Genomic DNA, 12,765 nt, shown 5'->3' with positions numbered 1-12,765 from the left:
ATCGGCGCCCTTTTTTCAGCAAAAGCGACGCCGATCCCGTCCCACCCAGGCTATGCTTGCGCCATGTCTGTCTCCTATAGAACCACCCTGCCAGCGGCGCTGACGGCCTGCAGCTTGCTGGCCGGCTGCATGCAGCAGCCCCCCGACGATCCCCCAGCTCCCACGCCCCAGGCCCAGGAGGCCGCACCGGCCGTGGCCCCGCCTGCCGCAGCCGCGCAGCCCCAGCCCAGCGTCCGCAGCGAAGACCCGGCCTTGGCCGCGCATATGCAAACGCCCGAGTTCCGCCGCGAATACCGTACCAAGCAGGAGCAATTGCAGAACGAGGCCGAGGTGCAGGAAAGCGCTCCCTGGCTGGGCAGCACCTGCTTGTCGGACGCGCAGGAGCGCTCCGTGCCCCGCTATGTGCGCATGGAGCTGGGCCAGTCGCTCGCCAGCGCCGACCCGCTGCGTGCCGAGGATCTGCAGTACGTCGGCCAGTTTGCCGAGTTGGATGGCATCGTCTACTACTGGCGCATTCCCGACAAGGCCCATGCCCATGGCGATACCCATGCCGGCCCGGCCTATGTCTATATCCGCAAGGATGCGGCGGGCGTGTTCTACACCGACTGGGGCAACCGCACGCCACCGGGCTGACTCGCGGCGGCCGTGCGCGGCGTTATCGCACTGCTGTATATCCCCTGGCCAGGAATAACGTCTATTCCACCTGTGCCTGCCGCCTGCTTTCATAATGGCCAGCGGAGACCTACCGCATGAGCCACACCCCACTACCAGCGCTGGCCGATCCCCGGCGCGATCCCCAGCAGTTTCTTCTGGACCTGTACCAGCGCGCGGTGCAGCGCGCGCAACCGCTGCACAGCATGGCGCAGTACCTGCCCCCGCCGCCCAAAGGCCGCACCGTGGTGCTGGGAGCCGGCAAGGCAGGCGGCTCGATGGCGCAGGCGCTCGAAGCCCTCTGGCCGCAGGACGCGCCGCTGTCGGGCCTGGTCGTCACCCGCTATGGGCATATTCCGCCCCGGCCCGCTGGGCTGGCCCAGCGCCTGGAGGTGGTCGAAGCCGCCCACCCCGTGCCCGATGCCGCCGGCCTGGCGGCCGCCGAACGCATGCTGGCGCTGACCCAGGGCCTGACCGCCGACGACCTGGTGCTCTGCCTGATCTCGGGCGGCGGCTCGGCCCTGCTGACCCTGCCAGCCGACGGCATGGACCTGCAGGACAAGCAGCGCATCAACCAGGCGCTGCTGGAGAGCGGTGCCGCCATTGGCGAGATGAACTGCGTGCGCAAGCACCTCTCGCGCATCAAGGGCGGGCGCCTGGCCGCTGCCTGCTACCCCGCCAAGGTGGTGACCTTGACCATCAGCGATGTGCCCGGCGACGACCCCTCGGTCATCGCCAGCGGCCCCACGGTGCCCGATGCCTCGACCTGCGCCGAGGCACTGGCGATTCTGAACCGCTACCAGATCGCGCTGCCCGAGCGCCTGCGCGCTGCGCTGGAGGATGGCTCGCTGGAAACCCCCAAGCCCGGCGATCCGCGCTTTGCCGGCCATGAAGTGCACCTGATCGCCACGCCCCAGCAATCGCTGGATGCGGCGGCCGATGCCGCCGTCGCCGCCGGTATCACCGCCCATGTGCTGTCCGACGAGATCGAGGGCGAATCGCGTGAGATCGGCAAAATGCATGCGGCGCTGGCACGCGCCGTGGCCCGCCATGGCAGCCCCTTTGCCAAACCCTGCGTCATCCTCTCCGGGGGCGAGACCACCGTCACCATTCGCCCGCGCCAGCCGGGCGCCGCCAAGGGGCGCGGCGGGCGCGCTGGCGAGTTCTGCATGGGCCTGGCGCAGGCCCTGCAAGGCCAGGGCGGTATCTGGGCGCTGGCGGCCGATACCGATGGCATCGATGGTGTGGAGGACAATGCCGGCGCGCGCTTGGCACCCGATACGCTGCAGCGCGCCGCTGCGCTGCAGCTGCGCCTGAGCGACCACCTGGACCGCAACGATGCCTATGGCTTTTTCGAGGCGCTGGGCGACCTGGTGGTGACCGGGCCCACGCACACCAACGTCAACGATTTCCGCGCCATTCTGATCCTGTGATGCGGGCTGCCAGGCTTGCCAGACCCTCGGCGCCTAGCCGCCCTGGGCCAGGTTCTCCCACCAGGCGGCATCAAAGCTGCCCTGCAAGAACGCGATAAAGGACTGCACCTTTTGCGGCACCAGGCGCGGCGAGGGGTAGACGGCGTGGATCTCCTGCTCGGGCAGGCGGCAGGTCTTGAGTACCTCGACCACGCGGCCCGCCTTCAGCGACTCATGCGCCACATAGCGCGGCAGCGCGGCCACGCCCATGTGCGAGCGCGCAGCGGCCAGCAAGGCCGAGAGGTTGTTGGAGCGCAGCCGCCCCGTGACCGGCACGGAGACGGACTCGCCGCTGGCATTGCGCAGCCGCCAGACATCGTTGCCCTGCACGCTGCTGTAGATCAGCGCCGAGTGCTCTTTTAAATCCGATGGCCGGCGCGGCGTGCCCTGCTTGCGCAAGTAGGCGGGCGAGGCCACCAGCACCCAGGGATTGACGCCCAGCATGCGCGCGCCCAGCGATGAATCGGCCAGCTTGCCCAGGCGCAGCGCCACATCAATGCCCTGGGCCACCAGGTCGGTGTAGCGGTCTTCAAAGCTCAGGTCCACCTGCACCTGCGGGTTGTGTTGCATGAACTCCATCGCCAGCGGAATCAGCACACGCCGCCCAAACGCGACCGAGCTGCCAATGCGCAACTGGCCCTGCACCTGCGTCTGCCGCACCTGCACCATATTGTCGGCATCGGCCACGTCGCTCACGATGCGCTTGCATTTTTCGTAGTACAGCGCGCCCGCCTCGGTCAGGCTCACGCCCCGCGTATTGCGGTTGAGCAGGCGCACCTTGAGCCGCGCCTCCATCGCTGCCACCTGCTTGGTCACCGTGGGCTGGGTCGAGGAAAACTCCTGTGCCACCTTGGTGAAGCTGCCCGTTTCCACCACGCGCACAAACATGTGCATGGCATCGAGTCGGTCCATGGTTGTGTCTCCTGGGATTGCTGCGGCATCGCATGCCGCACGTCACATGCTGGGCGCTTCTTGGAACAGATTCGTAGCGCCTCTGCGCCCGATGATGCGGCATGCAATGCACTGCCGTCCATTCCTGGGTGGAATAAATTTTATGGTCCGCCTGCGCCTTCCTGCAAACGCCTGCCTTCCCTACAGTCGATCCCAGCTGTAAAGGAGACCCCATGGCCAAAATGAAAGCGATCGAAGCCGCAGTCCGCGTGCTGGAAAAAGAAGGTGTGAGCGTCGCATTCGGCGTTCCTGGCGCCGCCATCAACCCGCTGTACGCAGCGATGAAGGCGCATGGCGGCATCGGCCATATCCTGGCCCGCCATGTCGAAGGCGCCAGCCACATGGCCGAGGGTTATACCCGCGCCGTGGCGGGCAATATAGGGGTCTGCATCGGCACCAGCGGGCCGGCCGGCACCGACATGATCACCGGCCTGTACTCGGCCAGCGCCGACTCGATCCCGATCCTGTGCATCACCGGCCAGGCGCCACGCGCGCGCCTGCACAAGGAAGACTTCCAGGCCGTGGACATTGCCTCCATCGCCAAGACCGTGACCAAGTGGGCCGCCACCGTACTGGAGCCCGCCCAGGTGCCCGGCGCCTTCCAACAGGCCTTCCATCTGATGCGCTCGGGCCGCCCCGGCCCGGTGCTGATTGACCTGCCCATCGATGTGCAGCTGGCCGAGATCGAGTTCGACATCGACACCTACGAGCCCTTGCCGGTCTACAAACCTGCCGCCACGCGCAAGCAGGCCGAAAAGGCCATCGCCATGCTCAATGCCGCCGAGCGCCCCCTGATCGTCAGCGGCGGCGGCGTCATCAATGCCGATGCAGCAGAGCTGCTGGTCGAGCTGGCCGAGACCCTTGATCTGCCGGTGATCCCCACCTTGATGGGCTGGGGCAGCATCCCCGATGACCACCCCTTGATGGCCGGCATGTGCGGTCTGCAAACCAGCCACCGCTATGGCAACGCCAGCATGCTGGCATCGGACTTTGTGCTGGGCATCGGCAACCGCTGGGCCAACCGCCATACCGGCTCGGTCGATGTCTACACCCGGGGCCGCCAATTCATCCATGTCGATATCGAGCCCACGCAGATCGGCCGCGTGTTTGCGCCCGATTTCGGCATCGTCTCGGATGCCAAGGCCGCGCTGCAGCAGTTCGTCGCCGTGGCCAAGGACTGGAAGGCCGCTGGCAAGCTGCGTGACCGCAGCGCCTGGGTAGCAGACTGCCAGGGCCGCAAGAACAGCATCGACTACCTGCGCAAGACCCACTTCGACAACGTGCCGATGAAGCCCCAGCGCGTCTACCAGTGCATGAACCAGAACTTGGACCGCGACACCACCTATGTCTCCACCATCGGCCTGTCGCAGATTGCCGGGGCGCAGTTTCTGCATGTCTACAAGCCGCGCAACTGGATCAACTGCGGCCAAGCCGGCCCCTTGGGCTGGACGACACCGGCCGCGCTGGGCGTGCGCGTGGCCGATCCGCAGCGCAAGATCGTCGCGTTGTCGGGCGACTACGACTTCCAGTTCATGATCGAGGAGCTGGCCGTGGGCGCGCAGTTCAAGCTGCCCTATATCCATGTGCTGGTCAACAACAGCTACCTGGGCCTGATCCGCCAGGCGCAGCGCAGCTTCAGCATCGATTACTGCGTGCAGCTTGCGTTCGACAACATCAACATGGCCGAGGACGAGGCCGCACGTGGCTATGGCGTGGACCATGTAAAGGTTGTCGAAGGCCTGGGCTGCAAGGCCATCCGCGTACACCGCCCCGAAGAATTCGCCCCCGCAATGCAGCAAGCCGAGGCCTGGATGGCCGAGCACCGCACGCCGGTGGTCATCGAATGCATCTTGGAGCGCGTGACCAATATCGCGATGGGCACCGAGATCGACAACGTCATCGAGTTCGAAGACCTGGCCAGCGGCAAGGCCGATGCGCCCAGCGCCCTTGCACTGCTGGATTGATGCACCCCTCGTTTTTTAACCGGAGTTTTGCCATGCCCCGTTTTGCTGCCAACCTCAGCATGCTGTTTACCGAAGTACCGTTTCTCGACCGCTTTGAGCGCGCCGCCCAGGCCGGTTTTGAGGCCGTGGAGTTTCTGTTTCCCTATGCCCATACCGTTGAAGAAATCCAGCAGCGGCTCGATGCCACGGGCCTGCAGATTGTGTTGCACAACCTGCCTGCGGGCGACTGGGAGGCCGGCGAGCGTGGCATTGCCTGCGATCCCCGGCGGGTGGACGAGTTCCGCGCCGGCGTTGCCCAGGCCGTCACCTATGCGCATGCACTGGGCGTGCCCCAGCTCAACTGCCTGGCCGGCAAAGCGCCCGCCGATGTGGATGCTGCCACCCTGCGCCGCACCCTGGTGGACAACCTGCGCTTTGCCGCAGCGGCGCTGAAGCTGGCCAAGCTGCGCCTGCTGGTTGAGCCCATCAATACCTTTGATATTCCCGGCTTTTACCTGAACCGCACCGACCAGGCGCTGGCCATTCTGGATGACGTGGGCGCCGCCAATGCCTTGGTGCAGTACGACATCTACCATGCCCAGCGCACGGAAGGCGAGCTGGCCGCCACCTTGCACAAGCACCTGGCGCGCATCGGCCATGTGCAGCTGGCCGACAACCCGGGCCGCCACGAGCCGGGCACGGGCGAGATCCACTACCCCTTCCTGTTCGCGCACCTGGACCGCATCGGCTACAGCGGCTGGGTGGGCTGCGAGTACAGGCCCGCGCAGGGCACCGAGGCAGGCCTGCACTGGCTGCAGACCGTGGCGGGCCAAAAGCGCGCGACGGCGACCGCTTGATCGCGGCCCGAGACCCCCACCTCTTTCCATAAAAACCAAGGAGATTTCTGCATGCATGCAACGCCACTCAAACTGGGCTTTATCGGCCTGGGCATCATGGGCGCACCCATGTGCAGCCACCTGATTGCCGCCGGCCACCAGCTGTTCATCAACACGCGCGGCAAGGTGCCGGCCCCCATCGCAGAGAGCAGCGCCACCCAATGCACATCGGTGCGCGGCGTGGCCGAGCGGGCCGATATCATCTTTTTGATGGTGCCTGACACCTCCGACGTCGAGCAGGTGCTGTTTGCGCCCGATGGCCTGGCCGCCGGCCTCAAGGGCAGCAGCGGCAAGATCGTGGTCGATATGTCGTCGATCTCGCCGGTCGCTACCAAGGACTTTGCCAAACGCATCAGCGCGCTGGGCGCGCAGTACCTGGATGCGCCGGTATCGGGCGGCGAAGTGGGTGCCAAGAATGCGACGCTGTCCATCATGGTGGGCGGGCCTGAGGCGGCCTTTGAGCGGGTCAAGCCGCTGTTCGAGACGCTGGGCAAGAACATCACCCTGGTCGGCGGCCATGGCGACGGCCAGACCGCCAAGGTGGCCAACCAGATCATCGTCGCCTTGAATATCGAGGCGGTGGCCGAGGCCCTGCTGTTTGCATCGCGCGCCGGTGCCGACCCAGCGCGGGTGCGCCAGGCGCTGCTGGGCGGCTTTGCCTCGTCCAAGATTCTCGAAGTGCATGCCGAGCGCATGATCCATCGCACATTTGATCCCGGTTTTCGCATCGCGCTGCACCAAAAGGACCTGAACCTGGCGCTGGCCAGCGCGCGCCAGCTGGGCGTGTCCCTCCCCAACACCGCCCAGGCGCAGCAGCTGTTCAACAGCTGCGTGGCCCATGGCGGCGCGGGCTGGGACCACTCCGGCCTGGTGCGGGCGCTGGAGATCCAGGCCAATTTCGAGATCGGGCAAAAAGCGCCAGCCTGAGTCTATGGCAGGCCTGGCAGACCGGCTATGCTTGCGCGATGTCCCGCCCTGCCCGTCTGCTCCGCCTGCTCGATCTGCTGCGCCGCGCCCGCCAGCCCCAAACCGGCCCGGCGCTGGCCCAGACCCTGGAGGTGAGCCTGCGCACCGTCTACCGCGATATCGCCAGCCTGCGCGAGCAAGGCGCGGCCATCGAGGGCGATCCGGGCATTGGCTTTGAGATGCGGCCTGGCTTTTTGCTGCCGCCCTTGATGTTCAATGCCGATGAGCTCGAAGCCTTGCTGCTGGGCGCGCGCTGGGCCAGCCTGCAGGCCGACCCGCAGTTGGCCAGTGCCGCCAGCGCTGCGATGGACCGCATCCGCAGCGCCTTGCCGCTGGAGCTGCGCATCGCAGTCGACACCAGCGGCCTGATGGTCCCCAACATGCAGCCCAGCCCCCCGCCCGAGCACTGGCAGACCGGGCTGCGCCGCGCGATCCGTGCCGAGCACAAGGTGGTGCTGCACTATGAGGACCAGCACGGCCGCCTGACCGAGCGCCTGGTCTGGCCCTTTGCGATGGCCTATTTCGACCGCAGCCGCGTCGTGTCGGCCTGGTGCGAGCTGCGCCAGGGCTTTCGCCACTTTCGCGCCGACCGGGTGCATGCCATGCAGGAGCTGCAGGAGCGCTATCCGCAAAGCCGCCATAGCTTGATCCAGCAGTGGTTGGCAGAGACCGGCTATACGCTGGACGGCTGGACCTAGGCGCTGATCTGCGGCTTGATGCCAGCTGCTGACAGTTTCTGTCAGCCTCCCTGCCTAACCTAGGGGCATGGCGATTTTGCCAGTCACCCGAAGGACCAAGACATGACCCCCCACAACGCCCCGCTGCGCTTTTTCTACCACCCCCAGTCCCGCGCCCGCATGGTGCGCTGGATGCTCGAAGAGTGCGATGCCGTCTACGAGCCGGTGCGGCTGGAGTTTGGCGGCACGATGAAGTCTCCCGACTACCTGGCGCTCAACCCCATGGGCAAGGTACCGGCACTGCAGCATGGCGACACGGTGGTGAGCGAGACCGGCGCGATCCTGGCCTACCTGGCCGATCTTTACCCCGAGAAAAAGCTGGCACCGGCGCTGGGCAGCCCCGAGCGCGGCAGCTACTACCGCTGGCTGTTCCTGGTGGCTGGGCCGGTCGAGGCGGTGTCCACCGCCAAGGCCGAAGGCTGGCTGAAGAACCAGACCGAACGCCAGGCACTGTCGGCCGGCTATGGCCGTTTTGACGATGTGCTGCGCAGCCTGCAACTGGCGGTGAGCGGCAAGCGCTTTGCCTGCGGCGACCATTTCACGGCGGCCGACCTGTACCTGGCCAGCTATATCGGCTGGAGCATGCACGAAGGCACCCTGCCCAGCCTGCCCGAATTCCAGGACTACGCGCTGCCGCTGCTGCAGCGCCCCGCTGCCCAGCGCGCCGATGCGCTCGACGGCCCCGTCGAGATGCCCGCTGCAGCCGCTGCCTGATCGGGCCGCTGCCATCTGCATGCCATGGGGATCAGGCACAATAGCCCGGGGTGGCCATGGAGCCACCTTGTTTTATCCACCTGCCCCATGCCCGCTTTTTCGTACGAAGTTCTAGACGCCCAGGGCCAGACCCGCAAGGGCATGATCGAAGCCGACAGCGCCAAGGCCGCGCGCAGCCTGCTGCGTGCCCAGGCCATGGTGCCCTTGGCGGTCGAGCCGCTGGGCGATGTCGACGACAACGGCGCCAGCACCGTGCGCAGCCGGCGCGCGGTCTTCAATGCCACGAGCCTGGCGGTCTGGACGCGCCAGCTCGCCGGCCTCATCAGCTCGGGCCTGCAGCTGGAGCGAGCGCTGACCGCGCTGATGGAAGAGATCGACAGCGAGCCCCAGCGCCAGCTGGTCGCCAGCCTGCGCGCCGAAGTCAATGGCGGCTCCACCTTTGCCAAGTCGCTGGCCCTCTACCCCCGTGATTTTTCGCAGATCTACCGCGCCGTGATCGATGCGGGCGAGCACAGCGGCCACCTCGACCAGGTGCTCTCGCGGCTTGCCGATGATTTGGAAGAGCGCGACCAGCTCAAGAACAGCCTCATCGGTGCCTCGCTCTACCCGGCCATCGTCACCTGCTTTGCCTTTGTCGTGGTGATGGTGCTGATGAGCTATGTGGTGCCCCAGGTGGCCGAGGTGTTCTCGGGTACCAAGCATGCGCTGCCGCTGCTCACCCGCATCATGCTGGGCTTTAGCGACCTGATCCGCCACTGGTGGTGGCTGGGCGCGGGCTTGGCCATTGCCGGCACCGTGCTGCTGCGCCTGTCGCTGCGCCAGCCCGCCTTTCGCCAGCGCTTTGATGCCGGCTGGCTGCAGCTGCCGGTCGTCGGCAAGCTCTCGCGCAACTACAATGCCGCCCGTTTTGCCTCGACCCTGGCCATGCTCAGCAATGCCGGCGTGCCCATCTTGAAGGCGCTGCAGGCCGCTGCGCAGACCGTCTCCAACCAGGCGATGCGCCAGGACGCCATCGATGCGCTGGACCAGGTGCGCGAGGGCGCGCCGCTCGCCTCGGCCTTGGCGCAGAAAAAGCGCTTCCCCGCGCTGCTGTCGATGTTTGCCCGCCTGGGCGAGCAGACCGGCGAGCTGCCGCAAATGCTGCAGCGCGTGGCCAACCAGCTGGCCGGTGATGTGAAACGCCGCGCGATGCGCCTGGCCACCATCCTGGAGCCGCTGCTGATCGTCGGCATGGGCATCATTGTCGGCATCATCGTGATGGCGGTGTTGATGCCCATCATCCAGCTCAACCAGTTTGTGCGCTAAACAACCAGACTGACCCCGCTTGGCCCGGTCAGGCCAGCGGGGCCCAATTTCACTCCGCGTGGATCTTGTTGGCCTTGACCACATCGCCCCAGAGCTTGTACTGCGCGCGCGTCATCGCATCGAGCTGCTCAGGCGTGCCGCCGCCAGGCTGGTCACCGCGCTCCTGAAAGCTGCGGATCACCGCTGGTTCCTTCAGCACCGTGTTGATGGCTGCATTGAGCTTTTGCACCACCTCAGGGCGGGTGCCGGGCGGGCCATACATGCCGATGAAGGAGATGATCTCGAAATCCTTCAGGCCCACTTCGGCGGGGGTCGGCACATCGGGGAGCGAGGCCACGCGGCTGCTGCTGGTGACCAGGATGGGGCGCACCTTGCCGGACTTGATATAGGGATCAAACACCGAGGTCGCATCAAACATGGCCTCGATGCGGCCGGCCATCAGGTCGATCACGGCAGGGCCACTGCCCTTGTAGGGCACATGGTTCATCGCCGGGCTGCCCAGGCGCTCGCGCATCAGCTCGGTGGTCACATGCACCAGCGAACCGGCACCCGGGGTGCCATAGTCCACGCCCTTGCCGGCCTTGGCGCGCTCCTTGACGAGGGCGGCAAACTGCGCAAAGTCCTTGACCGGTGACGAGGTGGGCACCACCAGCACCAGTGGCGACTGCAGCAGGATGCCCACGGGCACAAACTTGGTCGGGTCCACAATGCCCAGGGTCGGGAACACATGCGGGGTTACGGTCATCGAGCCATTGCCCACCAGCATGCGGTAGCCATCGGGGGCCGAACGCATGATGTCGGCCGAGCCCAGGTTGCCATTGACGCCGGCCTTGTTCTCGATGACCACGCCCTGGCCCAGATTGGCCGCCAGGCTGTTGCTGAGCACGCGGGCGGCAAAATCGGTCTGACCACCTGGCGGGAAGCCCACCATCAGGGTGACCGGCTTGGTCGGGTAGGCGGTCTGCGCCAGCGCCGGGGCGCCCGCGCCGATCAAGCTGGCGCCCAGCGCCAGACCCAGGGTCAGTTTGCGACGCAGCATGGCGTGCTGTGTTGTCTTGGTCGTCATTGTTATGTCTCCTTGGTTTGAAATCAGAGGGCAGCAGGCGCTGCGCTGTCTTGCTGCTCGGGCGAGAACTTGTCCACCGCCTCCCACAGCCCATTGATGTAGACGGCGCCCAGTGCCCGGTCGTAGAGGCCATAGCCGGGCTTGCCGGTTTCGCCCCAGATCATGCGGCCGTGGTCCGGGCGCACATAGCCTGCAAAGCCCACATCGTGGTAGGCCTTGACGATGGCCGCGATATCGAGCGAGCCACAGGTCGAGAGGTGGGCGGTTTCTTCAAAGTCGCCCTCGGGCGATACCTTGACATTGCGGATATGCGCAAAGTGGATGCGGCCGCGCCCGCCAAACTCGCGCACCAGCGCCTCGACATTGTTCTGCGGGCCGGCGCCCAGCGAGCCCGAGCACAGGGTCAGGCCATTGGCGGGGCTGTCGATCAGGTCGACGATGCGGGCGAGGTCGTCGCGGTTCTTCACGATGCGCGGCAGGCCAAAGATCGGGCGCGGCGGGTCATCGGGGTGGATGGCCATCTTGATGCCGCATTCCTCGGCCACCGGGATGACCGCCTGCAGAAAATAGGCCAGGTTCTGCCAGAGCTGCTCGGCATCGACCTGGCGGTAGGCCTGCAGCAGGCCTTGCAGCTCATCGCTGCGGTAACTGCTGTCCCAGCCGGGCAGCGAGATGCCTTTTTCCGCATCGATGCTGTCGGCCTGGCGGCTGTCAAAGGCCAGGCAGGTAGAGCCATCGGGCAGCTGCTTGGCCAGCTCGGTGCGGGTCCAGTCAAACACCGGCATGAAGTTGTAGCACACCACCTGCACACCGGCGGCAGCCAGATGGCGCAGGGTTTGCTGGTAGTTGGCGATCAGCTGGTCGCGGCTGTCGCGGCCGAGCTTGATGTCCTCGTGCACCGGCACCGATTCCACCAGCTCAAAAGCCAGGCCCGCGTCTTCAATCTGCTGCTTGAGCGCCTCGATCTTGGCCAGCGGCCAGACGGCGCCAACCGGCTCGTCATAGATCGCCGAGACGATATGCGTGACCCCGGGGATCTGGCGGATATAGGCGAGCGAGACCGGGTCCGCGCTGCCAAACCAACGAAACGACATCTTCATGGAAAACCTTTTGCTGCAATCAAAAATCTGGTTAGACCAATTCTACAAACTGGCTAGACCATTTAGATTGATGGTTTACCACTATGTCCGGTATTTGCCGCATTTGGGCCAGAGGGCGGCTTACACTGCTGCTGGCCTTCCGGTTTTGGCGGAGCGGCCGATGAACGGAATACGCGCAAGATGCCCAACAAGCTGGTCCCTCCGGTTGACGACGACAGCCGCACCGCCGGTGTCAGGTCCTACCAGGACCTCGCCAGAAAAATCCTGGAAGAAACCGCCACAGACAGCGCGGCGGCCGACCAGCGCCTGCCGTCGGAGCGCACGCTGGCCGATATGTTTGGCGTCAGCCGCACTGCCGTGCGCGAGGCCATCATTGCGCTGGAGGTGCAGGGCCTGGTCGAGGTGCGCCTGGGCTCGGGCATCTACCTGCAGCCAACGGGTGCCAATGGCCCCAGCCGCCTGCCCGCCTTTGATGTGCCCACCGGCCCCGGCCCGCTCGAGACCCTGCGCGCCCGCGTGCTGGTCGAGGCCGAGATAGCTGCCGCCGCTGCCAGCGAGCGGCGCGATGCCGACCTGGACCGCATGCTCGACGCCCTCGCCGCCATGCGCCTGCAGCTGGCCGACAAGGACGCCTATGACGCGGCCGACCGGCGTTTTCACCTCGCCATTGCCGAGGCCACCGGCAACCGCGTGCTCCAGCACATGGTGGAAGCGATGTGGGACAACGCCCGCCAGGACCCGCGCTGGGACAAGATCGAGCAGCATTTCCACTCCGAGCAGCTGCGCGAAGCCAGCCTCAAGGACCACCAGGCCATCTTTGCCGCGATTGCCGAGCGCCAGCCCGCGCAGGCGCGCCAGGCGATGCAGCAGCATTTGGGGCGCGTGATCTCGCAGTTCTCCCAGGCTTGGTATTAAGTCAAGAACAGCGCAGCCACTGCGCTATATTGGCCCTCAGTTCAGCAAC

The 12,765-nt window shown here is 66.0% G+C and carries 12 protein-coding genes; 9 read left to right on the top strand and 3 right to left on the bottom strand.

What is annotated here, in order from left to right; translation table 11 throughout:
• Positions 1-63: 63 nt before the first annotated feature.
• Positions 64-633, top strand: coding sequence for a hypothetical protein (locus WH367_RS03370; RefSeq protein WP_339534244.1), 570 nt, complete (start codon positions 64-66; stop codon positions 631-633).
• Between the two features lie 116 nt (positions 634-749).
• Positions 750-2,084 (top strand): glycerate kinase type-2 family protein, encoded by a 1,335-nt coding sequence (locus WH367_RS03365; RefSeq protein ID WP_339534242.1) that lies wholly within the window; start codon positions 750-752, stop codon positions 2,082-2,084.
• Between the two features lie 33 nt (positions 2,085-2,117).
• Here WH367_RS03365 and WH367_RS03360 read toward each other — a convergent pair whose 3' ends face one another.
• Entirely contained in the window at positions 2,118-3,035 is a 918-nt protein-coding gene (locus tag WH367_RS03360; RefSeq protein ID WP_339534240.1) for a LysR family transcriptional regulator, read from the bottom strand.
• Between the two features lie 212 nt (positions 3,036-3,247).
• On the opposite strand from WH367_RS03360, the gene gcl reads away from it, so the two are divergent.
• The 6 genes from gcl (at position 3,248) to gspF (ending at position 9,635) form a co-directional block, all read left to right on the top strand.
• On the top strand, positions 3,248-5,038 hold the full coding sequence (gcl, locus tag WH367_RS03355; RefSeq protein ID WP_339534239.1) for a glyoxylate carboligase: 1,791 nt from the start codon (positions 3,248-3,250) through the stop codon (positions 5,036-5,038).
• 32 nt (positions 5,039-5,070) lie between these two features.
• Entirely contained in the window at positions 5,071-5,874 is an 804-nt protein-coding gene (gene hyi / locus WH367_RS03350) for a hydroxypyruvate isomerase (protein ID WP_339534237.1), read from the top strand.
• A 51-nt stretch (positions 5,875-5,925) separates the two neighbouring features.
• A complete protein-coding gene (locus WH367_RS03345) occupies positions 5,926-6,840 on the top strand; it encodes a 2-hydroxy-3-oxopropionate reductase (protein WP_339534235.1) in 915 nt (304 codons plus the stop codon).
• 38 nt (positions 6,841-6,878) lie between these two features.
• Positions 6,879-7,577: a helix-turn-helix transcriptional regulator gene (locus WH367_RS03340; protein ID WP_339534233.1), complete on the top strand. Its 699-nt coding sequence runs from the start codon at positions 6,879-6,881 to the stop codon at positions 7,575-7,577.
• 102 nt (positions 7,578-7,679) lie between these two features.
• On the top strand, positions 7,680-8,330 hold the full coding sequence (locus WH367_RS03335; RefSeq protein WP_339534231.1) for a glutathione S-transferase family protein: 651 nt from the start codon (positions 7,680-7,682) through the stop codon (positions 8,328-8,330).
• An 87-nt stretch (positions 8,331-8,417) separates the two neighbouring features.
• On the top strand, positions 8,418-9,635 hold the full coding sequence (gene gspF, locus WH367_RS03330) for a type II secretion system inner membrane protein GspF (protein ID WP_339534229.1): 1,218 nt from the start codon (positions 8,418-8,420) through the stop codon (positions 9,633-9,635).
• 49 nt (positions 9,636-9,684) lie between these two features.
• On the opposite strand, the gene WH367_RS03325 is transcribed toward gspF, so the two are convergent.
• Together WH367_RS03325 and uxuA are read right to left on the bottom strand one after the other, a co-directional pair.
• A complete protein-coding gene (locus tag WH367_RS03325) occupies positions 9,685-10,701 on the bottom strand; it encodes a Bug family tripartite tricarboxylate transporter substrate binding protein (protein ID WP_339534227.1) in 1,017 nt (338 codons plus the stop codon).
• 23 nt (positions 10,702-10,724) lie between these two features.
• A complete protein-coding gene (uxuA, locus tag WH367_RS03320) occupies positions 10,725-11,801 on the bottom strand; it encodes a mannonate dehydratase (protein WP_312988873.1) in 1,077 nt (358 codons plus the stop codon).
• 180 nt (positions 11,802-11,981) lie between these two features.
• Between uxuA and WH367_RS03315 the strand changes: the two genes are divergently transcribed.
• Positions 11,982-12,716 (top strand): FadR/GntR family transcriptional regulator, encoded by a 735-nt coding sequence (locus WH367_RS03315; protein ID WP_339534226.1) that lies wholly within the window; start codon positions 11,982-11,984, stop codon positions 12,714-12,716.
• Positions 12,717-12,765 lie beyond the last annotated feature (49 nt).

The organism is Comamonas sp. MYb21 (assembly GCF_037479395.1).
GTDB lineage: Bacteria > Pseudomonadota > Gammaproteobacteria > Burkholderiales > Burkholderiaceae_C > Comamonas.
Note: the sequence above shows the minus strand (reverse complement) of the source record. Positions and strands in the feature narration are given on the sequence as shown.